Annotated in this window: 8 protein-coding genes; 5 read left to right on the top strand and 3 right to left on the bottom strand. The window is 71.8% G+C overall.

Annotation, left to right across the window (positions count from 1 at the left end; genetic code table 11):
* The first annotated feature begins 145 nt into the window (after positions 1 to 145).
* A complete protein-coding gene (locus AC4BEG_RS31785) occupies positions 146 to 1,489 on the top strand; it encodes an erythromycin esterase family protein (RefSeq protein ID WP_490703110.1) in 1,344 nt (447 codons plus the stop codon).
* On the opposite strand, the gene AC4BEG_RS31780 is transcribed toward AC4BEG_RS31785, so the two are convergent.
* Positions 1,461 to 2,495, bottom strand: coding sequence for an ArsR/SmtB family transcription factor (locus tag AC4BEG_RS31780; RefSeq protein ID WP_490703109.1), 1,035 nt, complete (start codon positions 2,493 to 2,495; stop codon positions 1,461 to 1,463). The genes AC4BEG_RS31785 and AC4BEG_RS31780 overlap by 29 nt on opposite strands.
* Positions 2,496 to 2,665: 170 nt before the next feature.
* Between AC4BEG_RS31780 and AC4BEG_RS31775 the strand changes: the two genes are divergently transcribed.
* The 3 genes from AC4BEG_RS31775 to AC4BEG_RS31765 all read left to right on the top strand — a co-directional run bounded on the left by AC4BEG_RS31775 (position 2,666) and on the right by AC4BEG_RS31765 (position 5,943).
* Entirely contained in the window at positions 2,666 to 3,070 is a 405-nt protein-coding gene (locus AC4BEG_RS31775; RefSeq protein ID WP_490703108.1) for a hypothetical protein, read from the top strand.
* Between the two features lie 306 nt (positions 3,071 to 3,376).
* Positions 3,377 to 4,777, top strand: coding sequence for a WD40 repeat domain-containing protein (locus AC4BEG_RS31770; RefSeq protein ID WP_490703107.1), 1,401 nt, complete (start codon positions 3,377 to 3,379; stop codon positions 4,775 to 4,777).
* 482 nt (positions 4,778 to 5,259) lie between these two features.
* Positions 5,260 to 5,943, top strand: coding sequence for a restriction endonuclease (locus tag AC4BEG_RS31765; RefSeq protein ID WP_490703106.1), 684 nt, complete (start codon positions 5,260 to 5,262; stop codon positions 5,941 to 5,943).
* A gap of 105 nt (positions 5,944 to 6,048) precedes the next feature.
* Here AC4BEG_RS31765 and AC4BEG_RS31760 read toward each other — a convergent pair whose 3' ends face one another.
* Together AC4BEG_RS31760 and AC4BEG_RS31755 are read right to left on the bottom strand one after the other, a co-directional pair.
* Entirely contained in the window at positions 6,049 to 8,400 is a 2,352-nt protein-coding gene (locus AC4BEG_RS31760; RefSeq protein WP_490703105.1) for a PPE domain-containing protein, read from the bottom strand.
* Positions 8,400 to 8,939, bottom strand: coding sequence for a type VII secretion target (locus AC4BEG_RS31755; protein ID WP_490703104.1), 540 nt, complete (start codon positions 8,937 to 8,939; stop codon positions 8,400 to 8,402). Before AC4BEG_RS31755 ends, AC4BEG_RS31760 begins: the two co-directional genes overlap by 1 nt.
* 776 nt (positions 8,940 to 9,715) lie before the next feature.
* Between AC4BEG_RS31755 and AC4BEG_RS31750 the strand changes: the two genes are divergently transcribed.
* On the top strand, positions 9,716 to 22,468 hold the full coding sequence (locus AC4BEG_RS31750; RefSeq protein WP_490703103.1) for a type I polyketide synthase: 12,753 nt from the start codon (positions 9,716 to 9,718) through the stop codon (positions 22,466 to 22,468).
* The last annotated feature ends 4 nt before the right edge of the window (positions 22,469 to 22,472 follow it).

Here is a 22,472-nt window from a genome sequence, read left to right as displayed (position 1 = left end):
GGGAATCCCCCATGCGGCCGCCACCGGCCACAGTCCTACCGGCCAGGGGGGGCTGACCACTGCTGCGTTCCGGGGGCTGCCCCCACCAGGAACTGTGGGGAAGGCATGATCGCCGTACCGGTTCCTCGCCGGGATGCTGTGATCCATGAAACGACATCTGCCGATTCTTCTCACGGTGGCTCTGGCCAGTCTGGGGGCGCTCGTCACCGGTGCCCCCGCGGAGGCCGAGCCCCGGCGGGACGAACCCGCCTTACGTGCTCTGGAGCGGGCCGCTCTGCCGCTCCGGTCCACCGCACCGTCCGGGCCGACCAGCGATCTGCGTCCGCTGGGCCGGATGGTGGGCGACGCGAAGATCGTGGGACTGGGGGAAGCCACGCACGGTTCGCACGAGTTCTTCACCATGAAGCACCGTGTCCTCCGCTACCTGGTCCGGGAGAGGGGTTTCCGGACGTTCGCGCTGGAGGCCCCCTGGAGCACCGGGCAGCGGCTCGACGCCTACGTACTGCGGGGCGAGGGCAATCCGCGGCGGATCATGCGAGAGGAGTTCCAGAACTCCTACCGGGAGTGGAACAACCGCGAATACCTCTCCCTGCTCACCTGGATGCGCAGCTACAACAGGGCCCATCCCGGCGACCCCGTTCACTTCATGGGCAACGACTTCGGCTACTCCGGGGCGGGCCTCTACGACACGGTGACCGACTGGGTGCGCGACCACGAGCCCGCTCTCCTGCCCGAGTTTACCGAGTTGTACCGCGGACTGCGTCCCACCGTCGACGTGAACACGTACATGAACAGCTATCTGGCCAAGCCGCTCGCCGAGCGGCGGCAGATGGCCGCCAGGACCGCCAAGGCCCGTCGGCTCCTCCAGCGGCAGCGGCCGGATTCCCGGGCACAGCGGGACCGGTTCGACTGGATCCTCCAGGACGCGACCGCCATCGCCCGGACCGCCCGCGGGTACGCGTTCGACTTCGGCGACCCCGAGCAGGAGCGTGCGGCGATGCGCTTCCGCGACCGCGTCATGGCCGACAACACGGTGTGGTGGCAGCGGAAGACGGGGGACAGGATCCTGCTGTCCGCGCACAACGCCCATGTCGCCTACCAGACCTACGACCCGGAGCACTACCCGCGGATGCAGGGTGCCTTCATCCGCGACCGGGTCGGCCGGGACTACGTGAGCATCGGCTTCACCTTCGACCGCGGAGCGTTCAACGCGCAAGGCGACGACGGGAAGTACCGGCGGTTCACCGTGGGTCCCGCCGCCCCGGGCAGCAACGAACACACCCTGGACCGGGTGCGTCACCGTGACTACCTGCTGGACCAGCGCACCGTCGCTCCCGCGGCCCGGGACTGGCTCGCCACCGCCCGCCCGACCCGGAGCATCGGCACCGCGTACCCGCGGCTGTCGATGTTCGACATCCCGCTGCTGCCCAGCCACGATGTGCTGATCCACCTGCACCGGGTCACGGCCTCGGGGCTGCTCCCGGGCTGAAGGTCGTCGCACCCGCCGCCTGGGCGCGGGGCGCGGGCCCTGGGCCACCGGTCCCGGCGAGCAGGTCCAGGCCGAGCGGGGTGCACGAGTGCCAGACGGCCTTGCCGTCGCGCTCGGTGGTGATCAGCCGGGCCGCGCGCAACGCCTTGGCGTGCTCGGACGCCGAGGACTTGGCGATGGACAGCTCGGCCGCCAGGTCGGTCGTGGTGCGCTGCCGGGTGAGCAGCGCGAGGGCGGCGGCCCGGGTGGACCCCAGCAGGGCGGCGAGCGGTTGGGCGCGCGGCCCCTCGCCGAGCAGCGGCAGCGGGCTGAGCGCCGGATAGACCAGGACGCTGGGCAGGCCGGGCCGCGGGGCCAGCATGGGCCAGCCGCTCCACACGGTGGTCGGCAGCAGCGTCAGGCCCTGGCCGTTGAGTTCGAGCACCGCCTCCTCGGGCCAGTCGAACTCCAGCGTGGTACCGCGCCATCCTGGCCCCGGAGCCAGCCCGGCCAGGGTGGCCCGGATGCCCTCTTCGGCCAGCAGCCGGGTGCGCCAGGCGCGTTCGGCGTCGAAGGCGGACCGGATGGTGCCCCATGACTCCTCGAGCACGCTGTCGTACGCGGTACGCAGCGAGCCGGCCAGCAGCTGCCAGGCGTCGCGGTCCTGACCGGCCAGGGCGCGAAGCCAGGGGGTCACCGGGCGGCGGCCGGCCGAGCAGATCCGGTCCAGTTCCGAGCGCGCGTAGCCGCCCGGCGTGGACAGGACCGTGTCGAGCCCGTCGTCCAGCCCCCGGCTGAGCGGATCCATGAACAGCGGCCCCCGGCCCGAGGGCGGCACCAGCTCCAGCAGCGGCCGCGCGCCCCGCGGCAGGGTCCGCCGCAGCGACTGCTGCCATCTGCCGAAGACGGGCGGCAGCCCGAGGCGCTGCACCGCTGCGAGCGCCAGCCCCAGCTCCATCAGTGGCGCCGGCTCGCGGGCGAACGTCACCCGCAGCAGGTCATCAGCCGTGAACCGCACACGCAGCATCCCGATCCCGCCCTCCCCCAGGGGCTCCTCCCCCCTGGTCAGGCCCGCGCGGTCACGGTTCGGCCAGGACCGAATCCATCGCGGCCCACTGGGGGTCGCCTCGATTGTTGGCGGTGCGACCGGTGAAGCGTAAGGAGCGAACCGGACAAGCCACAGGAAAGGCAACCTCAGTGACACACGCAGCCATCCGCACCCGGATTCGCCGCACCGCCCTGGTGACCGGAGCCCTCATCGCCCTGGCCACCGCGACGGGCACCGCCGCGGCCACCGCCTCCGCCGCCTCGCCCGGGTCGGGCGCCCGCGTCACGGCGGCGCCCTCCGACTGCCCGAAGTACTACTTCTGCGGCTACAAGGACGCCAACTACCACTTCCTGGCCTTCAAGTTCAAGGACTGCTACCTCCAGGAGATCCCGGACGGTCTGAACAGCGGCGGCTCCTGGTACAACAACCAGTCCAACGGCACCAAGGCGAAGATGTACGACAAGAACAAGCACCTCATCTTCACCACTCCGGGCGCCCCCTACGGCGATCCTCACGGAAACTGGGCGCCGGTCTGGTACATCGACGCCTGCTGATGCTCGCCCGGGGCGGCCTTCGGGGGAAGCCGTCCCGGGCGACGCGGCGGTAGCCGACACCGGTGTCGGTGTGGATGGTGTTCGGCTGCCGGGCCGCGGGGTCCTCGTCAGCGCCGGCGGACTCGGGGTGTCCACCGATCAGCGGGACGAGGACCCATAGGCGCGCAGAGCGGGCGGCCAAGGTGCCGCCCGCTCTGCGCGTACCGCCGCGGTACGCGTACTGCCGCATGCGTGAGCATCGCTGTCGGACACCTCTGCGAGCATCAGGTGCGTTGCGTCCGAACCACCAGTTCCAGAGGAGACGAGATGTCGACCGACATGTACGGCGTACGGGTTCTTGCCGTGGATCCCGATGAACTCCGCGTCAGATTTCAGGTGTTCGTCGTCTACTACGACACCGACTCCCGTACGCACACCCCACTGCCGAACGAAGAGCCCAACACCTTTCTGCACTTCCTCTGGGAGGCCGCGGCCGGCTATCTGGACGACGGGGACGAGCGCAAGGGCCCGCTCGGGCACGCCGTGAGCACCGACCAGCTCCTCGACTACGAATGGGCCGACGCCAACGCCCGCCGGTTCATCTCCCGGGTCGGGCGTGTGGAGCTTCGCAACTACCCGCTCACGGACGACCAGTGGGAGGACATGCATGACTTCTACTACGTGCGCGGCGGGTCCTGGCAGGACGAGGACCTGCTGATTCAGGCCGAGTACGAGATCCAGGTCACCGACCGCAGGTGGCTGGAGCCATTGAGCGTGGGCGACGGTTGGGGCTCGGCGGCCTTCCCCCTCAACGGCGACAGCTGGACGGCGGAGGACTCCCCGCACATACCCGACCTGGCCCGACCGGCCGTCACTCTGCGGCCGTTCGAGACCACGACCGGCAGCGTCACGTACGACCACATCAACGGGATGGACTTCTCCGACGACGGCACTTACCTGGCCCTGTGCAGCGATCAGGGGCGGGTGTGGGTCTACGACACCACCGACTGGAGCGAGGTGGTGCACACCCGCGCCGATGGCTGGCTGATGCCGCTGATGATGTGGGTGCCGGGCGGTCACACTCTCGTGGTCAAGGACTACAGCAGTGGCAACGAGCCGGAGGAGGAGAAGCAATGGGCCTACGACGTCGACCGGCGGGCGGAGACCGAGGCGCCCTTCCAGGTCGGGAATCTGCGCTCCCGCGACGGCGTGTACGGCATCAGCCCGAACTGCGCGGGCGAGGGTGGCTTCGATCTGCACGGCGACAAGCGTGAGCCCTCCCGTCGGCTCTCCCACGCGGGCACATGGGACCCGATCCAGTGCACGGCCTTCTCCGGTGACTCCTCGCGGCTCTTCCTCGGAGCGCAACAGAACCTCTACGTCGTCGACCCGGTGACGGGCGAAGTGATCGACAAGGTCGACCATGCCTCGGAACGGCTGTTCACCCTCGCCTCGAACGAGGACGGCAGCTATCTGGCCATCGGCAGCTTCAGCCGCAAGCTGAGCTATCTGGAGTTGGGCCGGGAGCGCCCGCACGAACTGTGCGTCTGGCGGATGGCCGACAAGAAGATCATCCTCGGCCGCCAGCTGCGCAGCTACGTCGATGCCCTCAGCTGGTCCCCGGACAACCGGTGGCTCGCCGCCGCCCTGGAACCCCTCTCCAAGCAGAGCTTCCACCACGGCAAGACCGAGGTGGCCATCTTCCCGATGGGCCCGGTCGACGACTGAGAACGATGCGCCCCCCTTGCCAAGCGGCACCACACGCTGACGTCCACCACGGACCTGGCTGACTCGCTGTCAGTGGCCAATGCCAGTATGTGCAGTTGCTGGAATGACCGCAGGCTGAGGGGGGAACCGATGCCCAGGATTGGCGAATACTTCAAGAAGGATGGCACGAAAGTCTCGGCCCACTGGCGCTCGCCGGTGGGGTCGAAGGCTCAGACGACCATCCTCGGTGTTGTCGCGCTGGTCGTGATCGGAGCGAGTGGCGGCACTGGATCCGATTCCGGTTCCGGTGCCGGATCCGGTTCCGGTACGGAGCGTGGCAAGGCTCCTCACCCGCGGGAGTCGGTGCGCTATCCGATCAAGTTCGAGAGAAGCGGCAAGGAACGGAAGCCGAAACGGAGCCCGGAGCGGAGCCCGGAGCGGAAGCCGGAGCCTCGCTCGACAGTGTCCTATCCGATCAAGTTCCACTCAGGGGGTGAGCGGTGATGAGTCGGCGTTCTCCCGCAAGGCCCCGTCGGCGTCGGCGTTCCAAGAAGGCTCCGACTTCCGACCCGTTAGTGGTGCTGATCGTCGCCGCGGCGGCGATCGGCCTTGTGGTGACGGTTGTGACATGGCTGTTGGAACACTGGTGGATCCTGGCCGCCGCCGGCTTCGCGGCCGCGGTCGCGGGTGGCGGGTGGCTCTATCAGCGAGGGCATCGTGCGCAGTGGGAGGCCGTACGGAGCCGGGGATTGCGGTATGCGCTGGCGCAGCTGGACGCGTTGCACCACCGGCAGTTCGAGCACGCCGTGCGGGACTTGATGAACAGGGACGGCTGCTCCGACGCGGTCCAGGTGGGCGGGGCCGGAGACAACGGGGCGGACGTCAAGGCCACGGATCCTTTCGGGCGCCGCTGGGTGATCCAGTGCAAGCACCGCCGGAACGGCCTGAACGGCTCCCCCGTCGGGACCCCCGATCTGCACGTACTCAACGGAACCGCACGGCAGTTGCACGGTGCGGACGTCGTGGTCCTGGTGACGAACGGCCGCTTCACCTCCAAGTGTCCTCCGTTGGCCACGTCGCAGCGGCTGCATCTGGTGGACCGCCGTCTGCTGGGTGAGTGGGCGGGTGGCTCCCGGCCCCTGTGGGAGTTGCTGAACCGGCTCCCCCCACCGCGCAGACCGTCCTGATCTTCTTCGGGTCGTTGCTGTCCCCGCGTCCGAAGAGGGCGCCGCCCAGCGTCCCCGCCGTGGCCAAGGCCACGGCGAGGACGGCGAGGGTCCGCCGGACAGGGCCTAGTGGTCTACGGCCATTTGCCTTACCTGCGCGATGGAGGTGAGGAACGGCGCCGTGGACCCGACCCGGGAGTATCCCTGGCTGAAGCCTTCGTCGGAGTACAGCTCTGCCCAGCTCTCCGACAGATTGATGCCGTGTTCCTTCCCGATGGCCTTGAGCATGGCCTCGTTCTGCCGCACATCGCGCCCGGCCATCTCGTCGTAGATCGCTCCGGCCTTGTCCGCGGCCGGGGCGGACCTGTTGATGCTCCAGTCCTGGGCGTCCGTGTCGCTGAGGGCAGCCCCCTCGCTCCCGATGATCAGACTTGCGGCCACCGCGGCTCCGAGGGGATGCGCGGCGAAGGGCTTCAAGACGCTGGCGCCCGTCACCACGGTGCCGAAGGCGGTGTTCCCCCACAGGCGCTTGCTGAGCGTGGCGTTGTCGTACTCCTTCTCCTCCCGGACCGCCGGGCCGATGAGGCCCTCCTGCGCACCGGAGGCCAGCGTGCCCGCGGTCTCTCCCGATGTCTTGAGGACCTCGTGCACGATGTCCCGCGGGGGCGCGTTGTACTTCTGGTCCGCGGGGACGTCCCCGCCCAGGTGATGGTCGAGCACTTGGGCGGTGTACAGCTTCTGCCCCGCGGTGATCGCCGCGTTCGCCTCGGGGTCCTGCCCGAGCTGGACCAGGAACTTCGTCACGTCGCGGTGTTCCATCCCGGCCTGTGCCCCGGACATGGGGAACAACTTGTCGTCGTCCCCGCCGTCCTTCATGGCCCGGAAGAAGTCCGGTACATACTCGGCCGCGGCGTTCCCCAGGCCCTGCTGCATGCCCAGGGCCATCGAGATGTCCGCGTTTCCGTCCTTGTCGACGTTCCCCATGCCCTTGACGAGCTTGGACATGAGTTCCGCCTGGTCCTTGGTGTGCTCCGCCGGGATATTCCCCGGCGCGTCCCAGTCGTGACCGGTGGTGGCGGAGCCCAGCGCGTGGCCGAGGGCCACCCGGGGACCGTTGGGCACCTTGTCACCGAGGTCGGCGCCGCCGCTGTCCGGCAGCCATGTGCGCTCACGGAGCAGGTAGTCGAAGTGCTCCTTGTCCTTGAAGAACTGCGTGGACGCGTCGCCGTTGTGGCCCAGCGCCTCGAAGTATCCGGTGAAGGGATCCTCGCCCTTGTCGCTCTTCCCGCCGAAGTTGAGGAAGTCCGGTGGCTCCTGACCGGTTGCGAGCCACTTCCGGTGCGTCTGCTCCTCCTCGCGTCGTCCGCCGGGCGCGTCGAAGGCCTGCTTGTCCACCTCGACGAGCTTGTCGCCGTACGCGTTCAGGAACTGGCCGTCCCACTTCCCGGTGCGCATCAGATTGCTCATCACCTGGAAGCCGTACGGCGGTTCGGCGTAGTAGGTCCGGTGTTCACCGGGCATGCGCTGGTAGCCGAGGTCGATGACGTCCTTCTTCCACTTCGTCATCTCCGGCGAGTCGGAGTGGCTGGCGAGGCCCAGGGTGATGCCCAGGTTGTCCTGGAGCGCCGCGAGCTGCTTCGTCACCCCGTCCGGGCGCTCCTTGGCCTTGCTGAACGGGTTGCCCTCGTAGTCCGGCTTGGCCGCGTTGTACCAGAATTCCATGATCCACTTCGGGCCCTTGCGGGTGGCGAACTGCTCGGCGAAGTCGGCATTCTGGGCGTTCTTGGCGAGGAGGCCGTTGAACTGGGACAGGAGCTTGGGGTCCTTCTTGAAGTCCTCCTTGCCTGCCAGCTTCATCAAGGTGTCGACGTCCTTCTTGGTTTCGGCGTCGACGTCCTTGAGGTGTCCCGCGATGTCGTCGTTGAAGCCCTTGCCCGGCGGGTCGATCTGGAGGGCCGTCTTCAGATCGTGGTCCGCCTCGCTCGCGCTGCTGATGGCCTCACGTATCTTCTTGTTGTAGTAGACGATCGACTCGTGGTACGCCTTCTGGAGGCCCGCGGTGTTCTCCACGTCGTCCGGCGGGTCGAGATAGACGATGCCGTCCTTCTTGTTGACCTTCAGATAGACCTTGCCGTCGCCATCCTTCGGCGGGGTGCTCACCTCGGCCTCGATGTCCGTGAGGGCCTTCTTCGCGGACTCGAACGCCTTCAGGGCCTCCGACATGACGGTGCCGATCTTCCTGGCCTCGCCGGATGCCTCCGACATCTGGTGCCGGACCCCGCGGAACCCCTTGAACGCCGCGTCCGCCGCCTCACCGAACCAGCCGGATCCCTCCAGCGGGGACGAGACGGTGCGGGTGAACGTCGTGGCGACAGTATCGATCTTGCCCGGGAGGGCCCTCCATTTGGCCACCGCTTCCCGGAGCGGTGCGAGGTTGACCTCGCGGACTGCGGTGTAGGTGAGTTCAGGAGTGGTCATCAGCGCGTCGTTCCCCAGGACTTGGGCTCAGTGGCGGAAGGAATCGTCGGCACATAGGGGCCGTACAGGGGCTTGTCGGTCCCCTGCGAGGTGCCGTCCTTGGGCAGGTACGGCTTGTACAAGGGCGGCACGTCCACCTTGTCCATCTCCGCCTTGCGCCGGACGTCCGTCTCCTTGAAGGACGTGGCGGCGGTGCGGAGCGCCTTGGCGACCCCGGAGTAGAGGCCGTCCAGGTACTTCATCTGCGCACGCCAGTTCTTCTGGAAGTCCTTGAACGCCTCGTCGCTGGCGAAGCCCGCCATGGAGCCGGGCACCTGCTCGGTCTCCCGCATCGTCTCGTTGTCCGTTTTCGCGAACTCGTCGCTCACCTTGTCGGCTTGCTCCGCGTAGGAGCGCAGGACGTGCGGTGTCACGTGGAGCCGCTTTCCGTCACCCTGTGCGCCACCGTCGCCACCGCCGGCCCCATTGAGCTGCATGGAAGTGCTCTGCTGGGAGCGCGCGTCGCTGACCAGGCCCGCCCATTCCTGTTCGAAAGACAAAGTTCTTCCCCCGTTTCGCCGGTGAACATTCAACAGGCTGCTGCGAATGTACAAGAGGGGCTGAGGAGGGGTCTCCCCTTCTGCTGTGAAGATCGTGCAGTCGGAGCGAGGACTGCCCGACACCTCCTCATGCTGGTGCAATGTCCGACCGCCAGGGTGAGGTATGTCTCCCCGATGTCGCCGGTGGCCCGGCTGTTGAGCCGCGTCACCCATCCGGGTGAGTGGAGCCAAATGCAGTGGCGCCGGATCAGTGAGTTGGAGAAAGCTGCCTGGAGCGTGGACGTTTGAAGTGCCCGCAACGCGCATAAGCGGGCACGAAGCGGGCAGAAAACGGAAGGCTTTAGCGGCGAAACGGGCGCGGCGCGCTCCACCACGGACTCGTTCTCGGACAGTGGCGTGCGCCACACCCGATACGCCGCCCCCCGCGTCACGCATCCGCGCAGCGCGGCGAAGTGTCAGGTGGCAGGGGTGCGCCGGGGCATCCGCACGAGGGTGTTCACCACCGGGCCAACGGGGCTTATGCGCCAACACAGACGTGTTGCTTTCCTTCCAATAACCGCAACAGAACAGGCTGGTTCGGGCAGCCCGTATCCGGATACTGTCGGTTTTGGCACGGGATCGCGGGTGCCGCTTTCATCCGGCTTTGGGCCATCCACCCGCGCACCCCATCGGGGCTTCCCGGAGCGTCGCTTCCTTGACCCTCTGAGACAGAGCCCCCATGCCCGGCGCCGCTTCAAGGGGAACACCGACCGCACCGCGTAGAGGGGGACTGACGAGTGGACACCGGCACTGTCGCCGTCATAGGCGTCGCGTCCGCGGCATCGGGGCGGACGGAGCACGATCCTGGTGTACTGGCCGAGCTGACCGGTGTGCCGCTGCCCGCGGGCCGGTCGGCCGAACTGGAGTTAGCCTGGACGGCCTGCGAGGACGCGGGCATCGGTGCGGACAACCCAGCAGGCGTCGGTGTCTACCTGGCCACCGACGGCGCCGACGGCGCGGGCGTGGACAACGCGGGCGAACTGGCGCGTGTACTCGGCTTACTCGGCCCGGTCCGCACCGGGCACGACCCCGTCGCCGAGGCCATCGCCGCCCTGCGGTTGGGCGAGTGCGACCTCGCGCTGGTCGGGGCGGGCGGAGCCTTCGCGGTGTTAGCGCGCGGGGACGGCGCGCGGACCGCGACCTTCGGCTACCGGCTCGGCACCGACCACGAGTGGCCCGACGGCGTTCCCGCCCTGGTCGAGGCCGCGTTATGCTCGGGACGGCCCGAGCTCGGCTGCGCCGCGCCGGATGGGCCCGCCGTTCCGATCCCCCTCTCGGCGCACAGCCAGGACGCGTTACGGGCGTGGGCCGCCGACCTGCACGCGCTGCTCGGCGCCGAACCGGCCCTCCCCCTCGTCGACCTCGCGTTATCCCTCGCCACGACCCGGCCCGCGCTCGCCCAGCGCGCCGTGTTGGTCGGCAGGGACCGCATGCGGCTCGCGGACGAATTACTCGCCGTCAGCGAAGGCCGACCGGTACCGGGACTCGCGACCGGTACCGCGCGGGCCGCGGCGGACGGCACCGCCTTCGTGTTCCCCGGGCACGGGCCGCAGTGGCTGGGCATGGCCGATGAACTGCTGGACACCTCACCGGTGTTCGCCGAGCAGTTACACATCTGCGCGGAAGCCCTCACGCCGTTCGTGGACTGGCCCGTGATGGATGTGCTGCGCGGCACGGTGGACACACCGTCGCTGGACCGGCCGGATGTGGCCCAGCCCGCGCTCTGGGCGATGATGGTGTCCCTCTCCGCGCTGTGGCGCTCCTGGGGCGTACTGCCCAGCGCCGTGATCGGCTCCAGCGTCGGCGAGATCTCGGCCGCGACGGTCGCGGGCGCGCTGTCCGTCGAGGACGGTGCGCGGGCCGTGGCCCTGTTCAGCCGGGCACAGGTGCATCTGCTCGACCACGGTGTGATGCTGTCCGTGCTGGCGTCCGCCGACGAGGTACGCGAGCGGCTGACCCGCTACGAGGGGCTCGACCTGGCCGCCGTGCACGCCCCCGGCTCGGTCCTGGTCTCCGGCACCGAGGACGCGGCCACCGAACTGCTGGCGGAGCTCGCCGCCGACGGCGTCAGGGCCATGAGCATCGCGATCCGCCTCGCGGCACACGGCCGCCAAGTCGACTCTGTGCTCGACATGATGCGCGCCGACCTCGGCCCGATCACCCCCCGCCCGACAGAGGTGCCGATCTACACGGCCACCACGGGCACGAAGGTCGACCCACTCACACTCACCGCGGACCACTGGTGCCGCAACCTCCGCGACACCGCGGACTTCGAGAGCGCCACGCGTGCCGTGTTGGCCGCGGGACACCGCCTGCTGCTGGAGCCGAGCCCGCACCCCGTCCTCACCAGGGCCGTGCAGGAGACCGCCGAGGACACCGCGGTGGAGGCCGCCGTCGTCGGCACGTTGCGCAGGGGCAAGGGCGGCCCCGACCAGGTGGTCGGGGCGCTGGCCGAACTGCACGCACACGGTGTACTCCCGGACTGGGAGGCGGTGTTCGCGGGCCGGGACGCACGCCCGGTGCCACTGCCCCGCTACCCGCTCCACGCGGTGCCCGCCGCCGGCCCCGCCCCGTCGCTGGCCGAACGGCTCGTGGACGCCCCCGACCGCCTCGCATTTCTGCTCGATCTGGTCCGCGCGCAGGTCGACGCCGTCGTCGGCGGGGACATCGCGTCGTCCGCCGACGCGGACGCGCCGCTGCTGGAGCTGGGCGTCGACTCGGCGGGCGCGGTGGCGCTGCGCAACCTGCTGAACGCGGCCACCGGCCTGAACCTGCCCGTGTCGGCGGTGTTCGACATCCCGACGTGCCGGGGTCTGGCCGAGCACATCGGCCGGGCTCTGCTCGGCACACCGGCCGAGGACGACGAGCCGCTTGCTCCCGCGGTGGTCGGGGACGACGAGCCGATCGCCGTCGTGGCGATGAGCTGCCGCCTGCCCGGTGGTGTGCACAGCCCCGAGGACCTGTGGGAGCTGCTGTCCGCGGGCAGCGACGGCGTCACCGCGTTCCCCACCGACCGGGGCTGGGACCTGGACGGGCGCTACGACGAGGACGCCGAGCGGGCGGGCGGCTACTACCAGCGCGAGGCCGGTTTCCTGCACGAAGTCCCGCAGTTCGACCCGGAGTTCTTCGGTATCTCGCCGCGCGAGGCGCTGGCGATGGACCCGCAGCAGCGGCTGCTGCTGGAGATCTCCTGGGAGGCGATGGAGCGGGCCGGTATCGACCCGGCGGGGCTGCGGGGCAGCCAGGCGGGCGTGTTCGTGGGCGCCATGACGATGGACTACGGGCCGAGGCTGCACGAGGCGCCCGCGGACCTCGAGGGCTATCTGCTCACCGGCAACACCGCGAGCGTCGCGTCCGGCAGGCTCTCCTACACGTTCGGGCTCGCGGGCCCCGCCGTCACCATTGACACGGCCTGCTCGTCGTCGCTGGTCGCCCTGCACATGGCCGTGCAGTCGCTGCGGCGTGGCGAGTGCCCGCTCGCTCTGGCGGGCGGCGTCACGGTGATGCCGTCGCAGGGCATGTTCGTGGAGTTCAGCAGGCAGCGCGCGCTGGCCCCCGACGGTCGGTGCAAGGCGTTCTCGGCGAGCGCGGACGGGTTCGGCCTCGCCGAGGGTGCCACGATGGTGCTGCTGGAGCGGCTGTCCGACGCACGGCGCAACGGGCACCCCGTGCTCGCGCTGATCAGGGGCACCGCGACCAACCAGGACGGCGCGTCCAACGGACTCACCGCGCCCAGCGGCCCCGCGCAGCGCAGGGTGATCCGGCAGGCGCTCGCCAACGCGGGTGTGTCCGCCGCCGAGGTGGACGCCGTCGAGGCGCACGGCACCGGCACCCGGCTGGGCGACCCGATCGAGGCGGACGCACTGCTCGCCACCTACGGCCGGGAGCATGTGGCCGACCAGCCGCTCTTGCTCGGCTCGGTGAAGTCGAACATCGGCCACACACAGGCGGCGTCCGGTGTCGCGGGCCTGATCAAGATGGTGCTCGCGCTGCGACACGGTGTGCTGCCCAGGAGTCTGCACATCACCGAGCCCAGCCCGCACGTGGACTGGTCGTCGGGCGCGGTGTCACTGGTCACCGAGACCATGCCGTGGCCGGAGGTCGGGCGCCCCCGGCGGGCCGGTGTGTCCTCGTTCGGCATCAGCGGCACCAACGCGCATGTCGTGCTGGAGCAGGCCCCGCCCGGGGCGCCCGAGGAGGCGCCGGTCGACTCGCCGTCGGGGTCCGAGGTGGCTCCGCTGGTGTTCTCCGCGCGCACCGAGGACGCGTTGCGTGCTCATGCCGCTCAACTCGCCGCTGTCGCCGAAGGGTTGGCGCCGGTCGATATGGCGAACGCCTTGTTGTCGCGGTCGGTGTTCGAGCACCGGGCTGTGGTGGTGTCGGGTGGTGCCGAGGCGCTGACGGCGGTGGCCGGTGGGGCTGAGTCCGGCCGTGTGGCGGTCGGTGTCGCGCGCCCTGTGGGCAAGGTGGCGTTCGTCTTTCCCGGTCAGGGTTCGCAGTGGCTGGGTATGGGGGCCGCGCTGGCCGAGTCGTCGCCGGTGTTCCGTGCTTCGCTCGACGCGTGTGCTGATGCGCTCGCTCCGCACGTGGACTGGTCGTTGTGGGACGTCCTGGCCGATGAGGCCGCGTTGGACCGGGTCGATGTCGTGCAGCCCGCGCTCTTCGCCGTGATGGTGTCGTTGGCCGCGCTGTGGCGTTCCTGTGGTGTCGAGCCGGATGCGGTGGTGGGGCACAGCCAGGGTGAGATCGCCGCTGCCCATGTCGCCGGTGCGTTGTCGTTGGCCGACGCTGCCCGGATCGTCGCGTTGCGCAGCAAGGCCATCACGGCGATCGCGGGTCATGGCGGCATGGTGTCGCTGGCGGCATCGGTCGACGATGCGCGGGAGCGGATCGCGCGGTGGGACGGACGGATCTCGGTCGCGGCGGTCAATGGACCGGGTTCGGTGGTGGTGGCGGGTGACGCCGACGCGCTGGACGAGTTGGTCGAGTCCTGTCGGGCTGAGGGTGTGCGGGCGCGGCGGGTTCCGGTGGACTACGCGTCGCATTCACCGCATGTCGAGCGTATTCGCAAGGCGTTGGCGGGCGAGTTGGCCGGGGTGGAGCCCGTGCCCGCGCGTGTGCCGATGTTGTCCACCGTTACCGGGGAGTGGCTGACCGGGACCGAGGTGGGTGCCGAGTACTGGTACCAGAACCTGCGGGAGACGGTGCGGTTCGAGGAGGCCACCCGTGGCCTGCTGGACCGGGGTGTGGGGGTGTTGATCGAGTGCAGCCCGCACCCTGTGCTGGCCATCGGGGTGCGTGAGACGCTGGACGCGGCCGGTGCTGACGCGGTCGTGGTGGGCACGCTGCGTCGCGATGACGGTGGTCTTGACCGGTTCCTGCTGTCCGCCGCCGAGGCGTATGTCGAGGGTCTGTCCTTCGACTGGCGTGCTGTGGTGCCCGCCGGGCGGCGGGTGGACCTGCCAACCTACCCGTTCCAGCGCAAGCGCTACTGGCTCGATGAGACGGCCCGCTCGACGGCGGGCGGCGACCCCGCGCTGGAGGAGTTCTGGTCCGCGGTGGAGCGAGGAGATCTCGCCGCCACGCTGGACGTGCCCGCCGACGCGCCCCTGACCGACGTCCTGCCCAGCCTGGCCGACTGGCGCCGCCGCAGGCAGGAGCGGTCCGCGGTCGACGCGTGGCGCTACCGCGTCACCTGGCGCCCGCTCGGCGCCGCCAACGCGCCGACCCTGACCGGCACCTGGCTCGTGGTCGGTGCGCCGTCCGAGGCGTCCGAGGCGGAGCACCCGTGGCGTGCGGCGGCCGTCGACGCGCTGCGCGCCCATGGCGCCGACGTCCTGGAGGTCGACGGCTCTGCGGAGTCGCTGCGCGCCGCGGGCGTCGTGCCCAGTGGTGTGCTCTCCCTGCTGGCGCTGGACGAACGCCCCGACCCCGGGTCGCCGACCGTCCCCCGTGGACTGTCCGGCACGCTGGCGCTGGTGCGGGCGCTCGGCGACGCCGGGATCGACGCGCCGCTGTGGCTGGCCACGACGGGCGCGGTGTCCGTCGGGCGGTCCGACCCGCTGACCCACCCGGCGCAGAGCCAGGTGTGGGGCCTCGGGCTGGCCGTCGGCCTGGAGCACCCCGGCCGCTGGGGCGGCATCGTCGACCTCCCCGTGGACCCCGACGCCAGGACCGCGACGCGGCTCGCCGCCGTCCTGGCCGGGCAGGCGGACGAGGACCAGTTGGCGATCCGGGCCTCCGGCGTATCGGTGCGGCGGCTGACTCCGGCCCCCGCACCGGCGGCGGCACCCGCCTGGCGCACCAGTGGCACCGCGCTGATCACCGGTGGCACTGGCGCCATCGGTGGCCACGTCGCCCGTTGGCTGGCGGGCAGCGGAGCCGAGCACATCGTGCTGACCAGCCGCAGCGGTGCGGACGCGCCCGGCGCGCGCGAGCTGGAGGCCGAGCTGACCGCGCTCGGCGTCCGGGCCACCGTCGCCGCCTGTGACGCCGCCGACCGCGCCGCGCTGACCGACCTGTTCGCCCGGCTCGACGCCGACGGCACACCAGTCCGCTCGGTCTTCCACGCGGCGGGCACCGTCCCGTCCCTGCCGCTGGCCGACACGGACACCTCGGACCTGGCATACGCCCTGGCGGCGAAGGCCGTCGGCGCGACCCATCTCGACGAGCTGTGCGCCGGGCGCGAGTTGGACGCGTTCGTGCTGTTCTCCTCCGGGTCCGCGGTGTGGGGCAGCGGCGAGCTGGGGGCGTACGGCGCGGCCAACGCCTTCCTCGACGGCCTCGCGCTGCGCCGCCACGCCGACGGCCTGCCCGCCACCTCGGTCTCCTGGGGCATGTGGGCGGGCGAGGGAATGGCGGCGGGCGACCTGAACGACCAGCTCCGCCGCAGGGGTATGCGCCCCATGCGGCCGGAACTCGCGGTCGACGCGCTCGCCACCGCCCTCGCGGCCGGTGAGACGACCCTGACGGTCGCGGACGTCGACTGGGCCCGCTTCGCCCCCGGCTTCACCGCCGCCCGCTCACGCCCGCTGATCAGCGAGATCCCCGACGTCGTCGCGCTGGCCGCGCAGGACGCGGAGGAGCAGCCGGCCTCCGGCGGGGCGCTGGCCGAACGGCTGGCCGGGCTCACCGAGGCCGACCAGCACCGGCTCCTGCTCGACCTGGTCCGCGACCACGCCGCCGCGGTGCTCGGCCACGACGGCCCCGACGCCGTCACCCCCGACCGGGCCTTCCGCGAGCTGGGCTTCGACTCGCTCACCGCCATCGAGGTCCGTAAGCGCCTCAGCACCGCCACCGGCCAACGGCTGCCCACGACGGTCGTGTTCGACCACCCGACGCCGGAGGCGCTGGCCCGCCACCTGCACTCCGTGGTGCTCGGCGAGCGGCAGACCGCCGCGTCGGGCCGGACCGCGGCCCGTGACACCGACGAGCCTATCGCGGTGGTGGCGATGAGCTGCCGCTACCCCGGTGGGGTGCGCGGACCAGAGGACCTGTGGTCGCTCGTCCTGGCCGGGCGCGACGCCATCGGGCCGTTCCCGGACGACCGGGGCTGGGACACCGACCGGCTGTACCCGGCCGACGCGGAGGCCCAGGGCCGCAGCCGCACCCTGGAGGGCGCGTTCCTCGACGACGCCGGCGGGTTCGACGCGGGCTTCTTCGGCATCGCCCCGCGCGAGGCGCTGGCGATGGACCCCCAGCAGCGGCAGGTGCTCGAACTGGCCTGGGAGGCCTTCGAGCGGGCGGGCATCGACCCGTCCTCGGTGCGCGACAGCCTCACCGGCGTGTTCATCGGCGCCTCGCCGCAGGGCTACGCGGGCACTCTGGAACAGGCGACGCCCGAGATGGACGGCTACCGGCTGACCGGTGACGCGCTGAGCGTCGTATCGGGCCGGATCGCCTACTCGCTGGGCCTGCGCGGGCCCGCCGTCACCGTGGATACCGCGTGCTCGTCCTCGTTGGTCGCCCTGCACCTGGCGGTGCAGGCGCTGCGGTCGGGTGAGTGCTCGATGGCCGTGGCGGGCGGCACGGCCGTCATGGTGTCGCCCACGCCCTTCGCCGAGTTCAGCCTCCAGGGCGGCCTGGCCCCCGACGGCCGGTGCAAGCCCTTCGCCGACGCCGCCGACGGCGTCGGCTGGGGCGAGGGCGCGGGCCTGGTCCTGCTGGAGCGGCTCTCCGACGCACGGGCCAACGGCCACGAGGTGCTCGCCGTCGTCCGGGGTTCCGCGATGAACCAGGACGGCGCGTCGAACGGGCTGTCCGCGCCGAACGGGCCCGCGCAGCAGCGTGTCATCCGCGCGGCGCTCGCGAACGCGGGCCTGTCCGGCTCGGACGTGGACGCCGTCGAGGGCCACGGCACGGGCACCCGGCTCGGCGACCCGATCGAGGCGCAGGCGCTGCTGGCCACCTACGGCCAGAACCGCACCGGTGAGCCGCTGCTGCTGGGGGCGCTGAAGTCCAACATCGGCCACACCCAGGCCGCTTCGGGCATCGCGGGCGTCATCAAGATGGTGCAGGCGCTGCGGCACGGCGTGCTGCCGCGCACCCTGCACCTCGACCAGCCGTCCCGGCACGTGGACTGGACGACCGGCGCCGTGGAGCTGCTGGCCGACCAGCGGCCGTGGCCGGAGACCGGCAGGCCGAGGCGGGCCGCCGTCTCCGCGTTCGGCGTCAGCGGCACCAATGGCCACATCATCCTCGAACAGGCCGAGCCCACTCCCGCGGCCCCGGCGGACGAGCCCGACGGCCGGATGCTGGCGTGGGCGCTGTCCGCCCGCGACACCTCGGCGCTGCGCGAGCAGGCCGCCAACCTGGCGTCCACCGTGGACGAACGGCCCGAGCTGTCACCGGTGGACATCGCCGCGACGCTCGCGGCCGGGCGGGCCGCGCTCGACCACCGCACGGTTGTGCTCGGCGCCGGCACGCCCGAACTGCGCGCCGGTCTCGACGCGCTGGCCGAGGGCGCCGACCACCCGGCCGTGGTGCAGGGCATCCCCGACGGCGGCCGGCTCGCCCTGCTGTTCTCCGGCCAGGGCTCCCAGCGCGCCGGCATGGGCCGGGCCCTGTACGAGGCGCACCCCGTGTTCGCCGACGCGCTCGACGAGGTGTTCGCCCACCTCGACCCGCTGCTGGCCGTGCCGCTGCGCGACGTGGTCTTCGGCGACGACCAAGCGGTGCTGGACCGCACCGAGTACGCCCAGCCCGCGCTGTTCGCCGTCGAGGTCGCGCTGTACCGGCTGTGGGAGTCCTGGGGGCTGCGGCCCGACGCGCTCGCGGGCCACTCGATCGGCGAGCTGACCGCCGCGCACGTGGCGGGGGTGTTCTCGCTGGCCGACGCCTGCGCGATCGTCGCCGCGCGCGGCGCGCTCATGCAGGCGCTGCCAGCCGGTGGCCTCATGGTCGCGGTGCAGGCCACCGAGGACGAGATCGCGCCGGAGTGCTCCGAGCATGTCGGCATCGCCGCGATCAACGGTCCGAACTCGCTGGTCCTGTCCGGCAGCGAACGCGAGGTGCTCGACCTCGCCGACCGTCTCAAGGCGCAGGGGCGCAAGGTGACCAGGCTGCGGGTCAGCCACGCGTTCCACTCACCGCTGATGGAACCGATGCTGGCCGAGTTCCACCGCGTCGTGGCGGGCGCGACCGCCCACCCGCCCACGCTGCCGATCGTGTCCACGCTGACCGGCGCGCCGGTCGACGCCGAGGAGCTGGCCTCGCCGGACTACTGGGTGCGGCACGTACGCCGCCCCGTGCGGTTCGCCGACGCCGTCACGGCGCTCTTCGCACAGGGCGTGACGACGATGGTGGAGGTCGGACCCGGCGGTGTGCTCACCGCGATGGGCCAGGACAGCGCCCCCGACGCCGTATTCGTGCCGACGCTGCGCTCCGACCGGCCCGAACCGGACGCAGTGACCCTCGCCGCCGCACAGCTCCACGTCCGGGGCGCGCGGCTGGACCTGGCCGGCGCGCTGGGCGGCGGCCGGGGCAGCCGCACGGACCTGCCCACCTACGCCTTCCAGCACGACCGTTACTGGCTGACCGCGGCCGTCGCGCCCGCGGGCGACGGGGCGACGGCGGCCCTCGGTGTCGCCGCGGGCGACCACCCGCTGCTGCGCGCCGCGGTCGCGCTGCCCGACTCCGACGGCGTCGTATTCACCGGCCGGCTGTCCACGCGGACGCAGCCGTGGCTCGCCGACCACGGTGTCGGTGACCGGGTGCTGTTCCCCGGCACGGGATTCCTCGACCTCGCCCTGCACGCCGCGGGTCACTGCGGGCTCGACACGGTCGAGGAGTTGACCCTGCACGCTCCGCTGGTCCTGCCCGAACGCGGCGGCCTCGCCCTGCGGGTCGCGGTCGGCGCGGAGACCGACGGCAGGCGGAGCGTCCGGGTGCACTCCCAGGCCGAGGACGCCGACCGGGACGAGCCGTGGACCGAGCACGCGACCGGCACGCTCACGACGGGCGACGCACGGGCGGAGGAGCTGACGGCGTGGCCGCCGGAGGGCGCGACGCCGATGGACGTCGACGACGTCTACGACCGCCTCACCGAACTCGGCTACGGCTACGGGCCGGTGTTCCGCGCGCTGCGCGCGGCCTGGCGCCTCGGCAGCGATGCGTACGTCGAGGTGGCCCTGCCGGACGGAACCGGTGGCGAAGGCTTCAGCCTGCACCCCGCCCTGCTCGACGCCGCGCTGCACGCGCCCGTGCTGCGCACGCTGGAGGAGAACGGCGGCGGCCCCCGGCTACCGTTCAGCTTCACCGGGGTGCGGCTGCACGCCGTCGGTGCGTCGACGCTGCGGGTGCGCTGGTCGCCCACGGGCCAGGACGAGATGTCGCTGACCGTCGCGGACCCCACCGGCAGGCCCGTGGCGACCGTCGAGTCGCTGGTGATGCGACCGGCGGAACTCCGGAAGGCCGCCTCCCGGGCCACCGACTCCCTGCTCGCCCTGGAGTGGGCGCCCGTGGGGACCGGGGACAGGCCCGTCGGGCTCGCCGTGCTCGGCGCGGACGACCTCGGCGTGGACGCGCCGACCGTGCCCGGCTTCGGCGCCCTCGACGGTGTGACCGACCTGCTCGCCCCCTGCCCTCCGCCGTCCGGTGTGGACGGGAAGGCGGCGCGGGAGACGGTGTCCTGGGCACTGGCACTGGCTCAGGACTGGCTCGCCGACGAGCGGACCGCCAACACCCGCCTGGTGTTCGTGACCCGCGGCGCGGTCGACACCGACTCGCCCGACCCGGCACAGGCCGCCGTGTGGGGGCTGGTGCGATCGGCACAGACCGAGAACCCCGGCCGGTTCGCACTGGTCGACCTCGACGACGCCGAAGAGTCCGCCCTCGCCCTGTCGGCCGCGCTGGCCTCCGACGAACCCCAACTGGCCGTGCGAGCAGGTCTGGTGACGGTGCCCAGGCTCACCCGTGCCGCCGCCGACGGCCCGCTCACCCCACCCGTCGACGGCCCGTGGCGGCTGGACATCCAGCCCGACGGCTCGCCGGCCGACCTGACCGTGGCGCCGCACCCCGACGCCACCGCGCCCCTCGCCCCCGGCGAGGTACGCATCGCCGTCCGCGCGGCGGCCCTGAACTCCCGGGACGTGCTGAGCGCCATGGGCGCCTACCCCGGCGCGGCCGAGCTGGGCAGCGAGGTCGCGGGCGTGGTCACCGAGGTCGGCGCGGAGGTGACGGACCTGGCGGTGGGCGACCGCGTGCTGGGCATGGTCGCCCAGGGCTTCGGGCGGATCGCCGTCACCGAACGCAGGCTGACCGCCCCGATCCCCGCCGGTTGGTCCTTCGCCCGCGCCGCGTCCATGCCGCTGGTGTTCCTCACCGCCTACTACACCCTGCACGACCTGGCAGCCCTGCGTCGGGGCGAATCCGCGCTGGCCTCCCTGGAACTGCTGCCCGGCGGCGGGCGGTTCATCGAACCGGGCGCGGCCGACGTCCGCGACTCCGACGAGCTGCCGCCCGGCGCCGAGCACACCGCGTCCGACCGGACGCGGCCGGGTCCGGACCGCTTCCAGGAGACGCTGGTCGAGGTGCTGGCGATGTTCACGTCGGGCGTGCTGAGCCCGCTGCCGGTACGCGCCTGGGACGTCCGCCGCGCAGCCGAAGCCTTCCGCCACCTCAGCCAGGCCCGGCACGTCGGCAAGGTCGTACTGACCGTGCCCGCGCCGATGGACCCGGACCGCCCGGTCCTGGTGACCGGCGGCCTCGGCACGCTCGGCGCGCTGGTGGCCCGGCATCTGGTCGCCGACCGGGGCGTGCGGAACCTCGTACTGGCCGGGCGCAAGGGTCTGGCGACCGAGGGCGCGCAGGCGTTGCGCGACGAACTGGTGGCGCTGGGCGCCGAGGTGTCCGTGGCGGCGTGCGACGTGGCCGACCGCGACTCGGTGGCCGCGCTGCTGGCCTCGCTCGACCGGCCGCTCGGCGCGGTCGTGCACGCGGCGGGCGTCGTCGACGACGGCGTACTGGAGTCGCTGACGCCCGAACGGGTCGACCGCGTCTTCGGCCCGAAGGTCGACGGCCTGCTGCACCTGGACGAACTGACCCGGGACACCGACCTGTCCGCGTTCGTCGTGTTCTCCTCCGCCGCCGGGCTCCTCGGCAGCGCGGGCCAGGCGAGCTACGCGGCCGCGAACGCGGCACTCGACGCGCTCGTGCGACGCCGCCACGCGCTCGGCCTGCCCGGTGTCTCGCTGGCGTGGGGCATGTGGGCGGCCGCGAGCGGTATGACGGAGGGGCTCGACGCGGGCGACCGTGCCCGGCTCGGCCGCTCCGGCATCCTCGAACTGCCCACCGATGACGCGCTCGCGCTCTTCGACGCCGCGGCGGAGGACGACCGCGCCGCACTCGCGCCGGTCCTGCTGGACACCGCCGCGCTGCGCGGTCAGGCGGCGGACGGCACGCTGCCCCCGATACTGCGGGGCCTGTTCCGCGCCCCCGCCCGCCGCGCCACAACGGCGGCCCCCGTCGCGACCGCGACGTTCGCCGACACCATCGCGGGCCAGTCCGCCGAGAAGCGCGAACAGACGGTGCTGGACGTGGTCTGCGGGCAGGTCGCGGCAGTGCTCGGCCACTCGGCCGGCACCAAGGTCGATCCCGGCCGCGCGCTGCGCGACCTCGGGTTCGACTCGCTGACCTCGGTGGAGCTGCGCAACCGGCTCACCGCGGCCACCGGGCTTCGGCTGCCCTCGACGCTGGTCTTCGACCATCCGTCGGCCGCCGCGATCACCCGGCACATGCTCACGCTGCTCCCGCGCACCGAGCCCGAGCCGGAGACCGGCGTGCTCGACCAACTCGACCAGTTGGAGAGCGCGTTGCTCACCCTCACCGACGACGGCACCGCCACCAAGGTGGACCTGCGGCTGCGTGCCCTGCTCGCCAGGTGGAGTGATGCGCGGGCCGACGGCGCGGGCGAGGACACCGAGTCCGACCTCGCCTCGGCCACCGACGACGAACTCTTCGGCTACCTCGACAACGAACTCGAGACCTCGTGACCGG

The organism is Streptomyces sp. JLBJ103 (assembly GCF_058215575.1).
The sequence above is the reverse complement of the archived record's forward strand: the minus strand, read 5'-3'. Positions and strand labels throughout refer to the sequence as shown.